Here is a 20,105-nt window from a genome sequence, read left to right on the forward strand (position 1 = left end):
AACTAGGTTCACTTTGATACATTTACCAGCCACATGTGACAGAAAGTGATCAATACTATCGGGCTGTGCAGTCAATATGAACGGCTGCCGTGACGTTAAGTTAACGAGTGAAAGCCCATTGCGCGGCTAGACCTGACTGGGCAGCCAAAGGACGATCATTGGAAAGGCCACCAGCAAAGCGATGGTGAACGCATCGGCAATGAAGAAGGGGGTGACGCCTTTGAATACATCCTGCACGCTCAGATCATCGCGCACGCCCGCAACGACAAAGCAATTCAGACCGATGGGTGGTGTGATCAGGCAAAACTCGGCCATTTTAACCACGAGGATGCCGAACCAGATCGCGCACATCGGCCCGGACATTCCAAACGCGCTGTCGGCGGCGGACACGGCCTCGCCTCCGTTCAGGGCCATGACGGCGGGATAGACCACCGGCAGGGTCAAAAGCAGCATCCCGATGGCATCCATGAACATGCCCAGCACCGCATAGGCCAGCAGGATGCAGATCAGGATCAACATCGGCGACAGGGTCAGCGAGGTGATCCAATCCGAGAACGCCGAGGGAAGACCCGCGAAGCCCAGAAAGCGGACATAGATCAGCACGCCCCAGATGATCGTGAAGATCATCACCGACAGTTTCGCCGTTTCCAGCAGTGCGTCTTTCAACTCGGCCCATCGCATCCCGCGATAGAGCGCCATCAAAAACACCACGAACGCCCCGATTGCCCCGCCTTCAGTCGGGGTGCCCCATGCGTCGCCTCCGAATGGGTTATAGACAAAGAAGATGATCGTGACGACGACGAATACGATGGGCAGGGCCGGGGGCAGCGAGGCGAAGCGCTGCTTCCACGTAAAGCCGGTGACGGGCGGGCCGAAGCCCTTGATGGTCATCGCCATGCCAATGATCAGAAGGCCATAGATCACGGCTGAAAACGCACCGGGGATGAAGCCTGCGAGCAAAAGCTTGCCCACATCCTGTTCAACAATGATGGCATAAATGACAAGGATCGCAGACGGCGGGATCAGGGATGCCAGCGTGCCGCCCGCCGCCACAACACCTGCGGCGAATCGTTTGTCATAGCCAATGGCCAGCATTTCCGGGATGGCGATGCGAGCAAAGACCGCGGATGTGGCGACCGACGCGCCAGACACCGCGGCGAACCCTGCCGTTGCAAACACCGTCGATACCGCCAACCCGCCGGGCACCCAGGCCAGCCAGCGTTTTGCGGCCTCGAACAAGGCTCTGGTTAGCCCTGCGTAATAGGCAAGGTATCCGATCAGGATAAATGTGGGGATCAGGCTCAGCGCCTGGGACGACACTTTCGAATGCGGCACCTGTCCTGCGGTTTTTACGGCAACGGTCAGCGCTTTGCCGAAACGCGCAGGGTCATAGCCGAACTTGGCCCAGAAGATCCAGATAAGCCCGACCAGCCCGGCCAGCCCGGCAGCAAACGCAACCCGCATGCCGAACACTACCAGAACGAGCATGCCACCAGATACGATCAGACCAATCTCAATCGGGTCCATGATTACACCGTCCCGTCGTCACGGCCCGAGACATGCTGGGCTTCGAGGGCCGCCTGGGTGGCGGCATCAGCCACCAGCGGCACGGCGACCGGAGAAGGGTCGTTGCGCACGAAGGCCCGACCATAGGCATAGATTTGCACCATCAGCCGTATGCACAAGACGCTGAATGCCACCGGTGCCAGAAGTTTGGCAGGCCATAGCGGCAAGGCAATGTCCATCGAGCTGTCGCGGCTCCACATCGGGGCTGCGAAATCGAAGCTGCGGGCGAAATGCGCCCAACTGCCCCAGACGATCAGTATCATGAAGATCAGGATCGCCAAGGTGGTGATGATCTCGACCAGATACAGCGCACGACCGCGCAGTTTGCCGACCAGCATATCCATTCGGATATGTCCGCCATCGCGCTGCGCATAAGCGACCCCCATGAACGCGATCAGGGGCATGGCCTGTTCGATCCAGTCCACATAGCCCGGCAATGGTTGTTGGAAAAAGTTACGGCCGCTGACTGATGCGACCGCCAGGATCATTAGCGAAAACACCGCAAGCCCGCTGACCAGCGCCAGTGCAGATTCCAACCGATACAGCCGTTGGTCAATTTTGCTGAGTGAGCTGTCGTCTGACAGCACAAGCGATGAACCTGCCATGAAAACCTCTTTGTGACTGGGATGAAATGACCGGTCGTTGCCCTGCACCCATCAAGACGGATGCAGGGCGCGTTGATTTAGCTTTCGCCAGCAATCATGCCGGTGACAAGGTCATACAGCTCTTGCGCGGGTAAGCCGCGAGCGGTGTTTTCCTCGATCCACGCTGCGGCAGCAGGCGCTGCGGCAGCCTCTTTGAAGGCAGCAATCTCTTCGTCCGAGAAGGTCACTTGCTCAATCCCACGCTCTTCCAGTGCCGGACCCCAGGCCGCCATTGTCTGGTTGTTGTAATAGTCGACATAATAGGCGAGTGCCTCGTCCACCGAACCAAGCAGTGCCTCGCGATGGGCTTCGGGCAGACTTTCCAATGCGGGCGTGTTCACCACGACCGGGCAGTTGACGGTGCCGGGGTTCAGGTTGGTGGTCCACCACTTGCCATTCTCGATCGTGCCGAACGACATGTGGGCATGGGGCGCAAAGGACACGGCCTTCACGATGCCGCTGTCCATGGCTTGCCGCACTTCGGTCGCGGACATCGAGGTCGGCACCGCGCCGATAGTTTCCATCGCGGCACCAATTCCGCCCGTGGCACGCACGCTCAAGCCTTCAAAGTCAGCCAGAGTGGTCGGGGCATCGCCGACACCGACAAGGTTGTATTGCGGCAAGGGCGACGGCATCAGAAGCGTCGCATCCCACCGCGCCAGGTCTTCTTGCGTGGCTGGGTGCTGATACACCGCCTTGGACAGCGCGATTTCCTGTTCCAGCGACGTGACACCAAGGAACGGCAATTCCAGCACAGTAATCGACGGGTTCTTGTCGCGGTGATAACCCGCGCAGAACTGCGCCATTTCGAACGCGCCGATTGCAATGCCATCAAGGTTTTCGGTGTTTTTCGATAAGCCGCCATAGCTGATGTTCAGGGTAAACTCACCATTGGTCTTCTCGCTGACCAGCTCGGCCAGCTTTTCGACATGTTCGGTGAAAGCGCGACGTTTGCCCCATAGGGACACGTTCCATTCGGTCGCCATGGCTTCGGTGGCAAAGGCCAGCGAGACGGCCGCAAACGCGGTTCTGCCAAGTAGTTTGCGCATGATTTCCTCCCAGTTGCATGCAGTCTTGTTGCGACACCATGCGATAAAATCCGGGCTTTGGCTATCCGGGAATGTGACCGCAAACACCTTCGCGTGTTGCGGCAAGGTTAGGCGCGCTGGATCGCCTCGCGAACGGCTCTTACACGTTCAGCATTGTCATTTGCCACACGCCCATCTGCATGAACGCGCGCATTCTCAAACCCGACGCGGCACTTCCCGCCGCGCTGGGCGGCATAAACCAGAGACGCCGTTTCATTTTGGCCAAAGGCACAGACCGCCCAGTCGGCTGACAGGTCATGCGTGCCCATCCAGTCAAGAAAATCGTCCAGATCGTGGGGGTCCGAGTTCTGATCTGCCGCATAGCGGCCCAGAACGAACAGCAGTTGCAGATCGGGCGCGTTCAGCACGGGATCGGGCAGGGTGCGTATCAAAAGCTCCCCGTCCGCGCGGTCGTAGAGGATATGTTGGATCGCAATGTCTTGCTCCGCACAGTCGGTGTAAAACGCACGGGTGACACCCTCCGGGTCGCGGCACAGTTCGCGGATCGACGCGGATACCATGGATGCGCTCGATTGCAGGGCGATCTCACGCTGGTGGGGCGGGTCATATTTTCCGACCGCCTCTGTGGTGATCTGGATCGCCATATCGGGCACCTGAGTGGTCAATTCCTGAACCGCCTCGCGATACGCCCCTGCGTCAAGCAGGTGCCCGCCTTCTGCGTCGCGCAGATGCAGGTGCAGACCATCGGCCCCGGCCGCATGACAGTCGCGTGCGGTGGTGACGATTTCGGACAGGGTTATCGGCAGGGCGGGATGATCGGCCTTGGTCAGGCGCGCGCCGTTTGGGGCCACCATCAGTTTCGGAAGGCGGGTCATATAACCTCGGCAATGGATTTGGACAGCTTGGCCACAAGTTCGTCAATCTGGTCATCGGTGATGATAAAGGGCGGGGCCAACATTACATGATCGCCTTGACGACCGTCGATCGTGCCGCCCATCGGGTAACAGATCAGCCCATTGGCAAAAGCGTGCTTCTTGAGTTTTGCGGCGATGCCTTTCTCGGGGGCGAAGGGGGCTTTGGTCTCGCGGTCCTCGACGATCTCAAGCCCGCGAAACATCCCGCGTCCGCGAATGTCGCCGATCTGGGGATGCTGGCCGAACGCATCAGTCAGTGCGGTCATCAGCTTCTCACCCATCTGCGCAGATCGGGCTGCCAAGCCGCCATCCGTCAGCTTTTTCACCACCGCATCGGCGGCGGCGCAGGCCGTCGGGTGGCCGACATAGGTGTGGCCGTGCTGGAAAAACCCGCTTCCATTCTCGATCGCTTTGTAAATTTTACCTGAACACAGCATCGCTCCGATGGGCTGATAGCCTGCGCCCAACCCCTTGGCGATGGTGATCATGTCCGGCGAAATGCCGTCCTGTTCGCAGGCGAACAGAGTGCCTGTGCGCCCCATGCCGCACATGACTTCGTCAAGGATCAGCAGAATACCGTATTGATCGCAAATTTCGCGAATGCGTTTGAAATAGCCCGGCACGGCGGGCACCGCGCCGGCGGTCGCGCCCACAACGGGCTCAGCGATGAACCCGATGACGTTTTCCGGCCCTTGTCGCAGCAATTCCGCCTCAAGTTCATTGGCGGCGCGCAGGCCGTAGTCTTCCTGCGTCTCGTCGTCCCGGCGCAGTCGGTATTCGTAACAGGGCGAGATATGCGAGGCGGAAACCATCACCGGCGCAAAGGGTTCACGCCGCCATTCATTGCCCCCGGTGCCAAGCGCGCCCAGCGTGTTGCCGTGATAGCTTTGCCTGCGCGAGATGAACCTGGTGCGCTGCGGCTGCCCGGTTTCGATCATGTATTGGCGCGCCAGTTTCAGGGCGCTTTCCACCGCTTCCGACCCGCCGGACACAAAATAAACCCGTTCGATCCCCTCCGGAGCATGGGCGATGAGCCGGTCAGCGAGTGATTCTGCGGGCTCGGATGACAGGAAGCCGGTATGCGCAAAGGCCAGCTGATCGACCTGTTTCTTGATCGCCGCGATCACGTCAGGGTCCGAGTGGCCAAGGCAGGACACGGCTGCCCCGCCCGATCCATCAAGGTATTTATTTCCATTAGAATCAAATATATAGATACCTTCCCCCTTCACAGCGACGGGTGGGATGATCTTGGTGTGACGGGGAAATACGTGTGACATGGCATCCTCTGAAATTCGATGCTATTGAAACAAAAAAGACGCTATTTGACAATGTGTGAAACAAAGAGAACACTATATTTGTCCAATCAGGGGGGCAATTTGGAGAAGCGCTTCGAAAAGAGGCTCGCGTTGGCATATGCCGATCTCAGTGATGCGTTGCGCAACGCTGCGGATTTTCTTGTGGCCAACCCACTGGATGCCGTGACGCGGCCCTTGCGCACCGTGTCGCGTAACAGTGGTGTGTCGCCTGCTGCGTTCTCACGTTTGGCCAAAGCGTTGGATTACGAAGATTTCGAAGAGCTTCGCGAAGAAATGCGCGACAAGATCGACCGCCGCGTCAACAATTTCGCGCAACGGGCCGAGCAGCTTCAAAAGCAGCATGATGATGGCCAGAACCGATTCATCGACATCCATTTCGCCGCCTGCCAATCCAATCTCAGCAACGCGCTGGCATCGCTGGATGACAAAGACCTTGAAACCTGCGTCGAGGTGTTGGTCAATGCACGCAAGGTGTTGTTGCTTGGTGCGTTGGGATCGACGGGGATCGTGGAATATATGTCCTATATGGCGAATTTCTGCACGGATAACTGGCGCCTGGCGAATCGCATGGGGACGTCATTGGGCGGGGCCTTGTCCGGGTTGGACGAGCGTGACGCGCTGTTGATTGTCACAAAACCGCCCTTTGCCTCGAACGTCATCAAGTCTGCAAAACTGGCTCATCAACTGGGCGTTTTCGTAATAGTCATCACAGATACCCATGCTTGTCCGGCGCTGGAATACGCGTCGATCAGCTTTGTGGTGGCGGCGGATAGCGCAAATTTTTATTCATCCTACGTGACGACCTTGTTCCTGATCGAAACGATCATCGGAATGGTTGTCGGACGCTCGGGTGCCGCGGCACAAGAGCGTATTGCAGAAGTCGAACTGCGCAGTCGGCAATTGGCCGAAGTGTGGTCCGAATAACATCAGAACATCAACACAAGGGAGTATAGTGATGTTGAACAGGTTCAAACTAGCATTTGTCGGGGTTGCCGCGTCGGCGGTTCTGGCCCCGGCCGCGATGGCCGAGGAGTTCATTACGATCGGCACCGGTGGTGTGACGGGCGTGTATTACCCGACAGGTGGCGCGATTTGCCGCTTGGTGAACAAGGGACGCAAAGAACACGGCGTGCGCTGCTCGGTCGAGTCGACGGGCGGTTCTGTCTACAACATCAACACCATCCGCGAAGGCGAACTGGAATTTGGTGTTGCCCAGTCCGACTGGCAGTACCATGCCTATAACGGCACATCGCAATTTGAAGAAGCTGGCCCGTTCGAAGGGCTGCGCGCTGTATTCTCGGTTCACCCGGAACCCTTTACCGTCGTTGCGCGCGCGGATTCAGGTATCAAGACCTTTGAGGATCTGAAGGGCAAACGCGTCAATATCGGCAACCCAGGTTCCGGCCAGCGTGGCACGATGGAAGTGTTGCTGGAAGCCATGGGCTGGACCACCGGCGACTTCGCCCTGGCGACCGAATTGAAAGCGTCCGAGCAATCGGCGGCGCTGTGCGACAACCAGATTGACGCCATGGTCTACACCGTCGGCCACCCTTCGGGATCAATCCAGGAAGCCACCACCGCATGTGATTCCGTGTTGGTCGAGGTCGCGGGTGATGTTGTGGACAAGCTGGTTGAAGACAACTCGTTCTATCGGACCGCCACCATTCCGGGCGGTATGTATCGCGGCAATGATGAGGACACCAAGACCTTCGGCGTCGGCGCGACTTTCGTCAGTTCGGACCAAGTGTCGGAAGATGCGGTCTATGCTGTGGTGTCGTCCGTCTTTGAAAACTTCGAGGATTTCAAAGGGCTGCACCCCGCCTTCGCCAATCTTGACCCGAAAGAGATGGCGACGGCTGGTCTGTCGGCCCCTCTGCATCCGGGCGCTGCGAAGTATTACAAAGAAAAAGGTCTGATCGAGTAACCTGATCTGGACAAATCTTTTGGGGGTGGTGCGCTGCCCCCAAAATCCTGACCCGGCGCAAAGATCGGGCATGTGACGAAGAACGGAACCAGTGTGGGCTGCCGCCAGAAACCCCGTGCAGCCAAGGGAGGGACAGATGTCCACGAAGGAAGAACGCGCACTCAGCGAAGAAGAGTTACAGGAGCTGGTTGCGGCCAGCGATACCGGCGCCCGCAGCCCGCATGGACCGGTTGGCTTGATGATTGCCGCGGTGGCGCTGATCTGGTCGATTTTTCAGGTGCTTCTGGCCTCGCCCGTGGCGCCCTATGTGTTGCCCGGAGATCTGATCAACAACGCGCGTCAGATACACTTGGCCTTCGCGATCTTTCTGGCTGCCATGGCTTACCCTTTGTTCAAGTCCAGTCCACGCGATTACATCCCTTGGTACGACTGGATCCTAGGCGTCGGCGGCGCGATCCTCGCCATGTATGGATATTTTTTCTATGAGAAGATTGTCGGCAATGGCGGTCTGGCGGACGATACCGATGCGATGATTTCATTGATCGCGCTGGGTTTCCTGTTCCTTGCCGCCTATCGGACCCTCGGCCCTGTCATGGTGGCGCTGGCTGTCGTTTTCCTTTTCTATGTCTTCTTTGGTTCGTCCGAGGTTGTGCCCGACCAGATCCGCTGGGCAGGCGCGAGCTTGCGCAAAGCGATGAGCCATATGTGGATCACATCCGAAGGTGTCTTTGGCATCGCGCTGGGCGTGTCCACCAAGTTCGTGTTCCTGTTTGTCCTGTTTGGTGCGTTGCTCGACCGGGCAGGGGCGGGGAACTACTTCATCAAGATGGCGTTCGGCGCACTGGGCCACCTGCGCGGCGGGCCTGCAAAAGCCGCTGTTGTCGGTTCGGCCGCGACCGGTCTTATTTCCGGCTCGTCGATTGCCAACGTCGTGACCACCGGCACGTTCACCATCCCGCTGATGAAGCGTGTGGGCTTCTCGGCTGAGAAGGCAGGCGCGGTCGAGGTTGCCTCGTCCGTCAACGGACAAATCATGCCGCCCGTCATGGGGGCTGCGGCCTTCCTGATGGTGGAATATGTCGGCATTTCATATGTCGAGGTGATCACACACGCCTTCCTGCCTGCTGTCATTTCCTACATCGCACTGGTTTACATCGTCCATCTTGAGGCGGTGAAAACCAAGATGCCGACCATTGGCGACCGGGTGGTGTCGATGGGCAAAACCATCGGCGGCATGTTCGCCTTCTTCGCGGGCTTTGCCATCCTTTGCTATGCAACCCAATATCCGGTGGGTTGGATCACATCGCTGTTCCCGTCGGGGTCAGGTTGGGTTTTGTCGATCCTGCTTTTCGCGATCTATATTGCGCTGATCTATCTTGCCTCAAAGGTTCCGGATCTTGAGCTGGATGACCCAAATGCAGCGGTTGTCGAACTGCCGGACGTGGCAAAGATCTACAAGTCGGGCCTTTACTACATGCTGCCGATCATCGTTCTGGTCTATTTCCTGATGATCGAGCGGAAATCGCCCGGCCTGTCGGCCTTCTGGGCCACCTTCCTGCTGTTCGGCATTCTGCTGACACAGAAATCGCTGAAAGCCATGTTCCGAGGCGAAAGCGATGTGGTGGCGCGTTTGCGCGAAGGGGTGAAAGATCTGATCGAAGGCATGATCGACGGTGCGCGCAACATGATCGGCATTGGTCTGGCCACGGCCACGGCGGGTATCATTGTGGGCACCGTGTCACTGACCGGGATTGGTCAGGTGATGGCAGATTTTGTCGAGTTCCTGTCGGGCGGCAACCTGATCCTGATGCTGGTCTTCGTGGCGATCCTGTCGCTGATCCTTGGGATGGGCTTGCCGACGACGGCGAATTATATCGTCGTGTCCTCGTTGATGGTGTCGGTCGTGGTCGAATTGGGCGCGCAGTCCGGGCTGGTCGTGCCACTGATCGCAGTGCACCTCTTCGTGTTCTACTTCGGGATCATGGCGGATGTGACGCCACCTGTGGGGCTGGCGAGTTTCGCGGCAGCGGCGGTGTCGGGAGGTGACGCGATCCGCACCGGCTTCACCGCGTTTTTCTATAGCCTTCGGACGGTGGCCCTGCCGTTTGTGTTCATCTTCAACACCGACCTTCTGCTGATCGACGTGACGATAACGCAGGGCATTATCGTCTTCATTGTCTCGACCATCGGTATCCTCGTCTTTACGGCAGGCACGATGGGCTGGTTCCTGACCAAGTCGCGCATCTGGGAGACCGTGGCGCTATTGGTGGTGGCCTTCGCGCTGTTCCGGCCAGGCTTCTTCATGAACCAGATCCAGCCGCCTTTTGAGAAAATTCCGCCCGCACAGTTCGCAACAGCACTGGAAGATGCGTCGCCGGGTGATCAACTGCGTGCGGTGATCCGTGGCCCGGACTTCGACACGTTGGACAGCAAAGACCTGACCGTCGTGTTTGATGTGCCGGACGAGGCTGACGCTCAGGCGCGGTTGGACGGGCTTGGCTTAGTGCTGGTCCCGGAGGGCGATACGATCAAGCTGGACGAGCCGATGTTCGGCACCTTCCTGTCCGAAAAGCTCGCATCGTTTGACTTCTATGGCGATGAACCTGTGCAAATCGCGGCGGTTCAAGCGCCGTCCAACCAACTTCCGAAAGAGCTGATCTTCATTCCGGCGCTGCTGCTGCTGGCCCTTGTGGCCTTCCTGCAATCACGTCGGGCCGAAGATGAAACACCGCAAGGAGAACTGGCATGATCAAGACAATTCTTTGTGCCGTGGACATCAACCGACCTGATGAAGAAAAAGAGGTGCTGACCACTGCATCCAAACTGGCCGAGGTGGAAGGGGCGCAACTGGACGTCATCACCGTGGTGCCCGATTTTGGTATGTCGGTCGTGGGGGCTTACTTTCAGGACCATCAGGTTGAGCCTGCAAAAGAAAGGGCCATTGAGCTTCTGAAAGAGCTGACCAAAGCGACGCTGGGTGCGGAACAGGATGCCAGAGTGCGCCATGTCGTGGCGGTTGGAACGGTATATGAAGAAGTTCTGCGCGCCGCCGAATTGGGCGCTGCCGACCTGATCGTGATCGGTGCCCACCGTCCCGATCTGAAGGACTACCTTCTTGGCCCGAACGCGGCCCGCGTGGTGCGCCACTCGGATTGCTCCGTCTATGTGGTGCGCCACTGATACGTGATTGGGTTGTCCGGCTCCACTGGTGTCGGGCGACCCCTACACCTCGATCAGGTTCGTTGGATGGAAAAAAGCGCCCGCAGCCCTTTTGCCCCGGTTTCGAACCTCAGCGTGCCACCGTGTTGGTTGGCGACCGTTGCGACAATCGTCAGCCCCAATCCGAAACCTCCGACGTTAACCGCGTTTTCGCCGCGCTCGAACGGAGCCATCATGCGTTCAATATCCGCGACCGAGTAATCTGATCCTTCGTCTTCAACGATGATGGTTGCCGTCTCGGCATCTGTTTGCAGCTCGACCATGGCACGCCGTCCGTATTTCAACGCATTGTCGATAAGGTTTGCAATCGCCCGCTGAAGCGAGATTGGGCGCGCCGTCACCAACACACGACGTTCGTCGGGCATCTGGCTGTGACCACGACGCGACATAAATACCGATGCGCCACCTTCGATGACAACCGGATCCTGATGGCGTATCGAGACGGGGCTGCCCGTGTCTTGATAATCCGCCACCAACGCCTCGATTAGCGATGTGAGAGACAGCTGGCGTGGTTCCTCGGCGTTGATTTCTGACCTTGTATAAGTCAGGACGCTTTCGATCATCCCCGTCATCTGGTCGATATCCGCTTCCAGCTTGCCGCGCAGGGCAGCGTCAGGGATGAGCGCCGCGCGCAGCCGCAACCGCGTGGCAGGCGTGCCCAGATCGTGGCTGACACCTGACAAGACCATGGCGCGCTGGGCAAGCTGCGCGCGCTCGGCCTCCAGATAGGAGTTCACAGCGGCCACTATACTGCGCAGTTCGGTCGGCCCCTCGATGTCATAGCTTTCGGGGCCACCGACACGACGGCGAACACGAAGGGCTTGCGCAAAGTTTTCGAAGCTGGACGTGGTGTTGCCAACATGGGTCAGAAGTGCTGCCAAGGCGATGATTGCAGCAATCGCGGCGGGCACGCGCAGATCGGCCGGCGCCGTGTTGCAGCCCCAGATGTCAGTGCCATCAATACGCTGCCAAGGTTTGTCGGCGAAGCGGGCAAAGATAACCGGCTCGCTGCAATAGGTGGCCAGAAGGCGCGTCAGTTGACCAAAACGTCCGGCCGGAATGGGGTCGCTGCTCGCCACGATATCCGAAATCGGATAGACCAGTTCATCGGACACAATCCCAAGGGTCAGAACCGCCCGATCCGTCGGTGACGCGGGTCTGGTCAGGATCGACATATTGGTCACGTAGCCGGGCTTTGGCGTGTCGGGCAGCCGTGTGAAATCGCCCATCGTGGCTGTCGCAGTGTCCTCACGTGACAACGGCGCGATAGAGATCTGATCACCCGGTGGCACGCCAAGCCGCAACGCTTCATAAACTGTGAACCCTGCCGCATAGGCTTGCGACAGGTGCCGATCCCAGGCGCGCACCGATCCCAGCCAAAGAGTGGCAGAAGCAATACCGGCCAAAAACGCCAACGCAACCCACACCCCGCCGACACGCCGCAAGGAAAGACCGCGCGACATCAATTGCCCTTCACAGACACATCGACCGTGAACACATAGCCCGTGCCTCGTTCGGTGCGCAGCATCAGTGGGTCCTTTGGGTTTTTTTCGATCTTCGACCGAAGCCGCCCGACCAGAACGTCAATGGCGCGCCCGGTGGCTTCGGGTTGGTTGCCGTCGCCGGTTACGTCCAGGGCCGCGGCGATTTCCTCGCGCGTCAAGGGTATGTGGGGATTTGCGAGCAGCACCTGCAACAGCGCGGTTTCGCGTTGGGACAAGGCGACCTGAAACCCTTCCGGCGACAGCACTTCGTCGCGCTTGCCATCGTAGATCCACCCCCCGAAATGAAAGACCGACACGCGACGGCGATAGGCCAGCGACGGCGTGCGATGGGCGCGAAGCAGCACGGCGCGCACCCGCGCCAACAGAAGTTGCGGATTGAACGGTTTGGCGATGTAATCATCCGCCCCAACCTCGTAGCCGGCCATGCGCTGATGATCGGCGGACAGGGCCGAGACCAGAATGATCGGAACATCCTGTTCGCTGCGCAAGCGGCCACAAATCTCGACCCCGTTTTCATCACCCAGCATGACGTCCAGAAGGATCAGATCAATCCGTCCGGCTTCAAGATGACCCCGGATTTCCTTTTCGGATGCGGCTGGCAGGGCGATGAAACCTTGCTGCCGCAGGAACTGAGTCATCATGGATCGCATGTCTGCATCGTCGTCGACAACAAGAAGACGTGGAATGGTCACTGGTCAATCTCTCCCTCCGGTCGGGACCGGCCCCTTGGTGCAGCCATTGTAACAACCGGCAACAGAATCAAGAATTAGGTAACAAGCTGTAACAGATCGGCGGAAAAACTGCATTGCGGCGCGGATGTGGCTGCGGTTGACCGTTGCCGCGACTCGGCTCTGGGGCGCATGCTGTCGTTATCGCCGCCGAGGAGGGTGGCAGATAATGGGAGGATTTTAAGATGAAAAGAACCGCTTTCGCGGCCGTATCCGCATTTGCCTTCATGGCAAGTAATTTGGCTCAAGCCGAACCACAAGCCGAAGTGCTGCACTGGTGGACTTCGGGTGGCGAAGCCAAGGCCGTTGCTGTCCTGCAGGAAGAATTCGCTTCCAAAGGCGGCACCTGGACGGACATGCCGGTGGCTGGCGGTGGTGGAGATGCTGCCATGACAGCCCTGCGTGCCCGCGTATTGTCAGGCAATGCACCCACCGCCGTTCAGTTGAAAGGCCCTGCCATCCAGGAATGGTATGAAGAAGGCGTGCTGGCCGATATTTCGTCGGTGGCTGATGCGAATGGCTGGGCAGATGTGCTGCCTGAATCAATCGCGAACCACATGAAGTGCGAAGGCACATGGTGTGCAGCCCCGGTCAACGTGCACCGGATCGACTGGATTTGGGCCAATGCGGATGTGTTGGATGCCAACGGCATCGCCATGCCGACCACGTGGGACGAATTCAACGCCGCCGCCGACAAGCTGTTGGTCGCCGGTGTCATCCCCCTGGCCCATGGCGGGCAGGCTTGGCAGGACGCAACGGTCTTTGAAGCCGTGGCGCTTGGCATTCTTGGCCCGGACGGGTTCAAGAAAGCTTTTGTCGATCTGGACACCGACACCCTGACGTCGGATGGCATGATTGCCGTGTTTGACCAGATGCGCAAAATGCGCGGCTATGTGGACGAGAACTTCTCGGGTCGTGACTGGAACCTTGCCACTGCGATGGTCATGAATGGCGAAGCTGCCTTCCAGATCATGGGCGACTGGGCCAAGGGCGAATTCCTTGCCGCTGGCAAAGTGCCGGGCGAGGACTTCCTGTGTCAATCCACGCCAGGGGATGGTTTCCTTTACAACGTGGACAGCTTTGCCATGTTCAAGGTGGATGGCGACGACAAGAAGGCCGGGCAAGACCTGCTGGCTGAGCTGATCGTCGGGAAGAACTTCCAGAAGGTGTTCAACCTGAACAAAGGGTCGATCCCCGCCCGTGTTGACGTCGCGCTTGATGAATTCGACAGTTGTGCGCTGACCTCGTCTGCGGACATGAACGCCAGCGCCGCCAATGGCTCGCTTCTGCCCAGCTATGCTCACGGAATGGCGCTGCGCGGTGCGCAGGCCGGTGCGATCACCGACGTTGTGACCGCGCATTTCAACTCGGACATGTCGTCTGCTGACGCTGTTCAGATGCTGGCCGACGCTGTCGCCAACAGCATGTAAAACCGACCACTTCGTCCCCTCCCACTTCCGGGCAGGGGGCGAAGCCATCCGGGGATAGATCTGATGACAAAATGGCTGGAAACGCACCTGCCCAAGATGGTGCTGGCACCTTCCTTCATCGCCGTTCTCGTTTTTGTATATGGATTTATTGCCTGGACGGCGTGGGTCTCGTTGACCCGTTCGCGTCTGCTGCCCAAATACGAAATCGACGGCTTCATACAATACGAACGCCTGTTTGCCTCGCCGCGCTGGGATACGGCGATGAACAACCTGTTCATTTTCGGTGCCCTGTTCATCATCATCGCCATGGTTCTCGGGCTGCTTCTTGCCATTCTTCTGGATCAGAAAATCCGCACCGAGGGCATGATCCGCACCATCTACCTTTACCCCATGGCGCTTTCGATGATCGTGACCGGCACCGCATGGAAATGGATTCTAAACCCCGGTTTGGGTATTCAGGCGACCGTGCGAAGTTGGGGGTTTGAGACCTTCTCGTTCGACTGGTTGGTCAATCCCGACTACGCGATTTACACAATTGTGCTGGCTGCCGTCTGGCAAAGCTCTGGCTTCGTTATGGCCTTGTTTCTGGCAGGTCTCCGGTCCGTGGATGAAGAGATTATCAAGGCTGCGCAGGTGGATGGCATCCCCACATGGCGCATCTATTCGGCGATCATCATCCCGTCGATGGGGCCGATCTTCATGTCCGCTTTCATCGTGCTTGCCCACCTTGCGATCAAGAGCTTCGACCTTGTGATCGCCTTGACGGGTGGCGGTCCGGGCTATGCGACGGATCTGCCCGCAACCTACATGTATGCGATGGCGTTTTCGCGCGGTGACATCGGTCAGGCGGCAAGTTCGGCCATGATCATGATGTTGGTCGTGTTCACCATTGTCGTGCCTTACCTCTATTCGGAACTGCGAGCCAAAAATGACTGATCTTGCCTATCCTTCCGCAAAGAAAAGCGGCGCGCTCGGAAAGATCGTTTTGCGCTGGTTGCTCTACACTCTGCTGGGTCTTTTCGCGCTTTACTATCTGATGCCGCTTTTCGTGATGGTCACAACCTCGCTGAAAAGCCTCGAAGAAATCCGCACCGGAAGCCTTGTGGCTCTGCCGCGTGAAGTCACGTTCGACGCGTGGAAAACCGCGTGGTCCGGTGCCTGCACCGGCATCCAGTGCGAGGGGCTGCGCCCGTATTTCTGGAACTCGGTGATGCTGGCTGTGCCAGCCGTCGCGATCTCGACCTTCATCGGCGCGATCAATGGCTATGTGGTGGCACAGTGGCGGTTTCCCGGCGCGAACATCATCTTCGCGCTGATGTTGTTTGGCTGCTTCATCCCGTTTCAGGTGGTCTTGCTGCCGATGGCGCGTCTGTTGGGGCTGATGGGGATCGCGGGCACCATTCCGGGGCTGATATTTGTCCACGTGATCTATGGAATCGGCTTCACGACGCTGTTTTTCCGCAACTACTATGTCTCGATCCCGTCGGAACTGACAAAGGCGGCCAAGGTGGACGGAGCAGGGTTCTTCCGCATCTTCTGGTCGATCTTCCTGCCACTTAGCCTGCCGATCATCGTTGTAACCGTCATCTGGCAGTTCACACAGATCTGGAACGACTTCCTGTTCGGGGTGTCCTTCAGTCAGGCCGGCACGCAACCCGTGACCGTGGCCCTGAACAACATCGTGAATTCGACCACCGGCGTTAAGGAATACAATGTCGACATGGCCGCCGCGATCATCGCCGCTGCGCCGACGCTGCTTGTCTATATCGTCGCTGGCAAATACTTCATCCGCGGACTGACCGCGGGCTCTGTAAAGGGATAAGACCCATGGCACCCATTCTTGAAATCAAGAACCTCTATAAGAACTATGGTCCGGTTGAGATCCTGAAGGACATCAACATCGCGATCGAACCCGGCGACTTCCTTGTGCTGGTCGGCCCCTCGGGCTGCGGAAAATCCACGCTTTTGAACTGCATCGCGGGGCTTGAGCCGATCACCGGCGGCGATCTGATGATAGGCGGTAAAAACATGACTGATGTCAGTCCCAAGGACCGCGACATCGCGATGGTGTTCCAGTCCTATGCGCTTTACCCGACCATGAGCGTCGCCAAGAACATCACCTTTGGGATGAAGGTGCGCGGTGTCGATCAGGCAACCCAGACGCGCAAGCTGAACGAAGTGGCCAGTCAGTTGCAAATCGAACAGCTTCTGAACCGCCGTCCCGGTCAGCTGTCCGGTGGTCAGCGGCAGCGTGTCGCGATGGGCCGGGCGCTGGTGCGTGATCCCAAGCTGTTCCTGTTTGATGAACCCCTGTCGAACCTCGACGCCAAGTTGCGGGTCGAAATGCGGTCCGAGATCAAAAAACTTCACCAGACCCTTGGCGCGACGATGGTTTACGTGACCCATGACCAGATCGAGGCGATGACGCTGGCCACCAAGATCGTGGTCCTGAAAGGCGGGGTGATCCAGCAAATCGGATCGCCCGCCGAGATCTACAACAAGCCTGCGAACCTGTTTGTGGCCGATTTCATGGGCTCGCCTGCGATGAACCTGATCCCGGCCAAGGCGCGGGCAGGCGGCGCGGGTGCGCAGATCGAGATTGCGCGCGGCATCGGCGAACCCCTCGTGCTTGTGGACAAGCACGCGCCTGCTTTGCCTGAAGATGTGATCCTGGGCCTGCGCCCCGAAGACATCGCCGAGGCAGGGTTTCGTGCCGGTGCGGATGTGCAGGACGCCACGTGCCTCGTGGACATGGTCGAACCCGCCGGGGCGGACACTTACGTCGTGTCGGAACTGGGCGGCAAACAGGTTACGGCACGTCTGCACGCCGAAACCGTCGCGACACCGGGCGAGATGCTGAACCTGTCCATCGACATGAGCAAAGTGTCCTATTTCGCACCGGACAGCGGGCAGCGACTGAACTGATGTTTCAACGCATCGTGAAGCCGAAAACCGATTGCGCCCGATAGGTTTTGCCCGGGCGTAAACCGGTTTGTCTGTGCCACGGCTGGTTCGGCGCGTCGATCCAACGATGCGGTTCAAGCGCGATGCCAGCCCGCCTGCCATAGCTGCGCCCCTCCAGCCCACCTTGTGTCACGCTCAAGCCCGATCCGTCATAGACCTGCACCCCTGGCTCGGTGGTGTCGACGGACATCGACAGGGTGTCGGTGGACAGCTCGGCCACCCTGCGCAACGGTTGCGCGGCGTCGCCGAGACAGAAGTGGTGATCGAGACCTTCGGGGATCGTCGCAGCGCGGGTGAGGTCCAGCCCCAGTGTTTGCGCGTGAACGGGGCCTGCAATCGGCAACCCCTTCTTTACTGGTAGCACATGTTTGGTGGCGACCGACAGGCGGTGCTGGCCGATGTCAGGCGATCCGTCGAGGTTGAAATAGATATGCGGCGCCAGGCTGCACACGGTCGGGGCATCCGTGGTTGCGGTCAGGGTCAGCGCCAGACTTGTGCCGCTCAGCCGATAGGCCGCAGTGGCGGTCAACTGCCCCGGAAACCCCATATGCAAATGGGGCGAGGTATGGCTGAGTGTGACGTGGCCTTGCGAATGATCCATAATCTGCCAGTTCTGGTGACTGAACCCGTCGCGCCCTCCGTGCAGGCAGGTCGTGTCGCCCTCGTTGCGGTCCAGCACGAAGCGACGCCCGTCAATTGTGATCGCGCCCGCTGACAAGCGGTTGGCCACCCGCCCCACCACCGCGCCCAGATAGGCCGGGTTGGCGAGGTAATCGGCAGGGTCGTCATAGCCCAAGATCAGCGGATGCTGGACACCATCCAACCGCAGGTCTTGCAGGCTGGCACCAAGGGTCAGTATCCGCGTGCGCAACCCGTCCGATTGCAAGGTGACGGCGTGAACAGGCGCGCCGTGCCGATCTATCGTGTTCAGGGTCTCGATCACAACGCGTGTCGCAGCACGCCGGCCGGGCCCAGTGGCCCGTGCGGAGTGTTGATGGTTTTGGTCGTGTGGTTGAACCAAAACTCCTCGGTCGCGGTTTTGCGACAGCGCAACCCTTCGGGCAGAGATAGAATGTCCAGCCCGGTGCGATCGGCCAGCAGGGCGGTCAGACGGTCCAGCCCCGTATCGTCCAGCCATCCGCCGCAATAGATCTGCCTCCCTCGAGCCAGCACCACGGCCCCCCCCGTGTCGGTGATCAAAAGCCGCTCGGCATCGCCTTCGATTTCTTCGAAATAGTGCTGGACGCTACCCCCACCGCTCAGCCCGATGGGCATATCGGGCCGCAGACTTTCAATGCGTGAAACAGTAAAGCTCAAGCCCGAAATCGCCGGAGGCAAAGGGGTTGGAATGTTGAAAAACTGATCGCGTGCCGCCGTGCGCGGACCATAGACGACCTGTGCGTCGGTTGTTGACAAGGCGGATGCGAGGTCTGGATCCAGATGGATCAGGCCGGGGGCCAATACCAGGGCATAGCCATCAAAGTTGCGCGTATCGGGGGACAGAATATCCACCGACAGGCCCGCCCGTCTGAGCGCGCGGTAGTGATCGAACACCAGCCCGAAATAGCTTAGCCCCACCCCATGCGGCTGCGTGGCCCACGCCCAATCCGCCTGATAATCGAAGATCAGCGCAACGGGCGCTTGCGAAGGCTGCACGGTTGAAGCGTCATCAAGCTCTTCTGCGACCTGCCGGGCTTCGGCTAGGCCGGGGGCCTCCTGACTGTCGGGACGCAACAGGCCCGCGTGCAACTGTTCCTGCCCAAACGGGGCCTGCCGCCAGCGGAAATAACATACGGCTTCGGCTCCGTGGGCGAAGGCCTCCCACGTCCACAGGCGCACCATGCCAGGCAGGGGGGCAGGGTTGTAAGGTGCCCAGTTCACCGGGCCCGGCTGTTGCTCCATCACCCACCAGCGTCCACGCCCCACCGCGCGGTAAAGGTCATGGTGGAACGCCTGAAAATCGGGGTCACCTTGCCGGGCAAAGGCGCGTTGATGGGTGGCGGAGGCCCCCACGCGATCTTCCAGAAAGCCAAGGGGATAGCTGTCCCAGGTGGCGATCTCAAGATCCGCGCCGACCACGAAATGGTCGAAATCGGTGATCCGCCCCATGTAGTTATGCGAAATCGGCGCGTCCGAGCGGGGCCTGATTTCATCCACTTGCGCCCGATTGAACGCAACCACCATGTCAGAGCTATAGCGCCGGAAATCCATCACATGGGCGGGGTTGGGTTCGGTCACGGTCAGGTTGGGCAGGTCGATCTGGTCGAAGCTGGCATATTCCATGGACCAGAACACATTGCCCCATGCGCGGTTCAGCGCGTCAACCGACTGATATCGCTGCGCCAGCCAATCGCGAAACCCGGCACGGGCCGCGTCGGAATAGGAAATCGTGGTGTCGTGACAGCCATATTCATTGTCGATTTGCCACGCAGCGACATGCGGATTGCGTCCATAGCGGTCGGCCATCAGGCGGGCAATCCTGCGGCTTTCATCGCGATAGCCGAGATGACTGAAACAGTAATGCCGCCGTGACCCGAACCTGCGTGGGCGGCCATCGGCGTCGACGGCCAGCATGTCGGGGTGGCGGTCGACCATCCAGCGCGGCGGCGTGGCGGTGGGGGTGCCCAGCACGATGCGCAGTCCGGCCGCGCCCAACACATCAAGCGCGCGGTCCAGCCAATCCCAATGCAGATCCCCGGGTGTGGGTTCCAGCCGCGACCACGAAAACTCGCCGATGCGCACCCATGTCAGGCCCGCACCGGCCATGCGCCGGGCGTCGTCCTCCCACATTTCCGCGGGCCAGTGTTCGGGATAGTAGCAGGTGCCAAGCGTGCGTTTCATGAGGT

General features: G+C 59.2%; 17 protein-coding genes. 8 read left to right on the forward strand and 9 right to left on the reverse strand.

The features are described from left to right. Positions 1-126 precede the first annotated feature (126 nt). The 5 genes from BMY55_RS04645 to BMY55_RS04665 form a co-directional block, all read right to left on the reverse strand. Positions 127-1,527 carry a TRAP transporter large permease gene (locus BMY55_RS04645; protein ID WP_091428727.1) on the reverse strand — a complete coding sequence of 467 codons (1,401 nt, stop codon included), beginning with the start codon at positions 1,525-1,527 and terminating at the stop codon, positions 127-129. Between the two features lie 2 nt (positions 1,528-1,529). Further along, positions 1,530-2,171 (reverse strand): TRAP transporter small permease subunit, encoded by a 642-nt coding sequence (locus BMY55_RS04650; protein WP_091428729.1) that lies wholly within the window; start codon positions 2,169-2,171, stop codon positions 1,530-1,532. A 77-nt stretch (positions 2,172-2,248) separates the two neighbouring features. Then, positions 2,249-3,259 (reverse strand): TRAP transporter substrate-binding protein DctP, encoded by a 1,011-nt coding sequence (gene dctP, locus BMY55_RS04655; RefSeq protein WP_091432028.1) that lies wholly within the window; start codon positions 3,257-3,259, stop codon positions 2,249-2,251. A gap of 107 nt (positions 3,260-3,366) precedes the next feature. Continuing rightward, positions 3,367-4,134 carry a 3-keto-5-aminohexanoate cleavage protein gene (locus tag BMY55_RS04660; RefSeq protein ID WP_091428731.1) on the reverse strand — a complete coding sequence of 256 codons (768 nt, stop codon included), beginning with the start codon at positions 4,132-4,134 and terminating at the stop codon, positions 3,367-3,369. Beyond that, on the reverse strand, positions 4,131-5,450 hold the full coding sequence (locus BMY55_RS04665) for an aspartate aminotransferase family protein (protein ID WP_091428732.1): 1,320 nt from the start codon (positions 5,448-5,450) through the stop codon (positions 4,131-4,133). The genes BMY55_RS04660 and BMY55_RS04665 overlap by 4 nt, the downstream gene beginning before the upstream one ends. Before the next feature lie 129 nt (positions 5,451-5,579). Here BMY55_RS04665 and BMY55_RS04670 point away from each other — a divergent pair, with 129 nt between their 5' ends. The 4 genes from BMY55_RS04670 to BMY55_RS04685 all read left to right on the forward strand — a co-directional run bounded on the left by BMY55_RS04670 (position 5,580) and on the right by BMY55_RS04685 (position 10,593). Further along, positions 5,580-6,413, forward strand: coding sequence for a MurR/RpiR family transcriptional regulator (locus BMY55_RS04670; protein WP_245744648.1), 834 nt, complete (start codon positions 5,580-5,582; stop codon positions 6,411-6,413). A 31-nt stretch (positions 6,414-6,444) separates the two neighbouring features. Then, positions 6,445-7,413 carry a TAXI family TRAP transporter solute-binding subunit gene (locus BMY55_RS04675; protein ID WP_091428734.1) on the forward strand — a complete coding sequence of 323 codons (969 nt, stop codon included), beginning with the start codon at positions 6,445-6,447 and terminating at the stop codon, positions 7,411-7,413. A 136-nt stretch (positions 7,414-7,549) separates the two neighbouring features. Then, positions 7,550-10,162, forward strand: coding sequence for a TRAP transporter permease (locus BMY55_RS04680; protein ID WP_091428736.1), 2,613 nt, complete (start codon positions 7,550-7,552; stop codon positions 10,160-10,162). Continuing rightward, positions 10,159-10,593: a universal stress protein gene (locus BMY55_RS04685; protein WP_091428738.1), complete on the forward strand. Its 435-nt coding sequence runs from the start codon at positions 10,159-10,161 to the stop codon at positions 10,591-10,593. Before BMY55_RS04680 ends, BMY55_RS04685 begins: the two co-directional genes overlap by 4 nt. Before the next feature lie 53 nt (positions 10,594-10,646). On the opposite strand, the gene BMY55_RS04690 is transcribed toward BMY55_RS04685, so the two are convergent. Then, entirely contained in the window at positions 10,647-12,095 is a 1,449-nt protein-coding gene (locus tag BMY55_RS04690; RefSeq protein ID WP_091428740.1) for a sensor histidine kinase, read from the reverse strand. After that, entirely contained in the window at positions 12,095-12,829 is a 735-nt protein-coding gene (locus tag BMY55_RS04695; protein WP_091428742.1) for a response regulator transcription factor, read from the reverse strand. The genes BMY55_RS04690 and BMY55_RS04695 overlap by 1 nt, the downstream gene beginning before the upstream one ends. Positions 12,830-13,050: 221 nt before the next feature. Between BMY55_RS04695 and BMY55_RS04700 the strand changes: the two genes are divergently transcribed. The 4 genes from BMY55_RS04700 (at position 13,051) to BMY55_RS04715 (ending at position 17,220) form a co-directional block, all read left to right on the forward strand. Continuing rightward, a complete protein-coding gene (locus BMY55_RS04700; protein WP_091428744.1) occupies positions 13,051-14,295 on the forward strand; it encodes an ABC transporter substrate-binding protein in 1,245 nt (414 codons plus the stop codon). A gap of 63 nt (positions 14,296-14,358) precedes the next feature. Continuing rightward, positions 14,359-15,231, forward strand: a complete 873-nt coding sequence (locus BMY55_RS04705; RefSeq protein ID WP_091428745.1) for a carbohydrate ABC transporter permease — start codon at positions 14,359-14,361, stop codon at positions 15,229-15,231. Next, on the forward strand, positions 15,224-16,117 hold the full coding sequence (locus tag BMY55_RS04710; protein ID WP_091428747.1) for a carbohydrate ABC transporter permease: 894 nt from the start codon (positions 15,224-15,226) through the stop codon (positions 16,115-16,117). The genes BMY55_RS04705 and BMY55_RS04710 overlap by 8 nt, the downstream gene beginning before the upstream one ends. A 5-nt stretch (positions 16,118-16,122) precedes the next feature. Further along, positions 16,123-17,220: an ABC transporter ATP-binding protein gene (locus tag BMY55_RS04715; protein ID WP_091428749.1), complete on the forward strand. Its 1,098-nt coding sequence runs from the start codon at positions 16,123-16,125 to the stop codon at positions 17,218-17,220. 4 nt (positions 17,221-17,224) lie between these two features. On the opposite strand, the gene BMY55_RS04720 is transcribed toward BMY55_RS04715, so the two are convergent. Together BMY55_RS04720 and BMY55_RS04725 are read right to left on the reverse strand one after the other, a co-directional pair. Further along, positions 17,225-18,202 carry an aldose epimerase family protein gene (locus tag BMY55_RS04720; protein ID WP_177179287.1) on the reverse strand — a complete coding sequence of 326 codons (978 nt, stop codon included), beginning with the start codon at positions 18,200-18,202 and terminating at the stop codon, positions 17,225-17,227. After that, on the reverse strand, positions 18,199-20,100 hold the full coding sequence (locus tag BMY55_RS04725) for a beta-galactosidase (protein WP_091428754.1): 1,902 nt from the start codon (positions 20,098-20,100) through the stop codon (positions 18,199-18,201). The genes BMY55_RS04720 and BMY55_RS04725 overlap by 4 nt, the downstream gene beginning before the upstream one ends. Positions 20,101-20,105 lie beyond the last annotated feature (5 nt).

It is taken from the genome of Aliiroseovarius sediminilitoris (genome assembly GCF_900109955.1).
In the GTDB taxonomy this organism is placed as follows: domain Bacteria; phylum Pseudomonadota; class Alphaproteobacteria; order Rhodobacterales; family Rhodobacteraceae; genus Aliiroseovarius; species Aliiroseovarius sediminilitoris.

Excerpts from the sequence above, each read along its gene's own strand:
- dctP (WP_091432028.1), bottom strand. The coding sequence starts at position 3,259 with ATGCGCAAACTACTTGGCAGAACCGCGTTTGCGGCCGTCTCGCTGGCC.
- BMY55_RS04705 (WP_091428745.1), top strand. The coding sequence starts at position 14,359 with ATGACAAAATGGCTGGAAACGCACCTGCCCAAGATGGTGCTGGCACCT.
- BMY55_RS04710 (WP_091428747.1), top strand. The coding sequence starts at position 15,224 with ATGACTGATCTTGCCTATCCTTCCGCAAAGAAAAGCGGCGCGCTCGGA.
- BMY55_RS04690 (WP_091428740.1), bottom strand. The coding sequence starts at position 12,095 with ATGTCGCGCGGTCTTTCCTTGCGGCGTGTCGGCGGGGTGTGGGTTGCG.
- BMY55_RS04700 (WP_091428744.1), top strand. The coding sequence starts at position 13,051 with ATGAAAAGAACCGCTTTCGCGGCCGTATCCGCATTTGCCTTCATGGCA.
- BMY55_RS04665 (WP_091428732.1), bottom strand. The coding sequence starts at position 5,450 with ATGTCACACGTATTTCCCCGTCACACCAAGATCATCCCACCCGTCGCT.
- BMY55_RS04685 (WP_091428738.1), top strand. The coding sequence starts at position 10,159 with ATGATCAAGACAATTCTTTGTGCCGTGGACATCAACCGACCTGATGAA.
- BMY55_RS04660 (WP_091428731.1), bottom strand. The coding sequence starts at position 4,134 with ATGACCCGCCTTCCGAAACTGATGGTGGCCCCAAACGGCGCGCGCCTG.
- BMY55_RS04715 (WP_091428749.1), top strand. The coding sequence starts at position 16,123 with ATGGCACCCATTCTTGAAATCAAGAACCTCTATAAGAACTATGGTCCG.
- BMY55_RS04675 (WP_091428734.1), top strand. The coding sequence starts at position 6,445 with ATGTTGAACAGGTTCAAACTAGCATTTGTCGGGGTTGCCGCGTCGGCG.
- BMY55_RS04725 (WP_091428754.1), bottom strand. The coding sequence starts at position 20,100 with ATGAAACGCACGCTTGGCACCTGCTACTATCCCGAACACTGGCCCGCG.
- BMY55_RS04645 (WP_091428727.1), bottom strand. The coding sequence starts at position 1,527 with ATGGACCCGATTGAGATTGGTCTGATCGTATCTGGTGGCATGCTCGTT.
- BMY55_RS04680 (WP_091428736.1), top strand. The coding sequence starts at position 7,550 with ATGTCCACGAAGGAAGAACGCGCACTCAGCGAAGAAGAGTTACAGGAG.
- BMY55_RS04650 (WP_091428729.1), bottom strand. The coding sequence starts at position 2,171 with ATGGCAGGTTCATCGCTTGTGCTGTCAGACGACAGCTCACTCAGCAAA.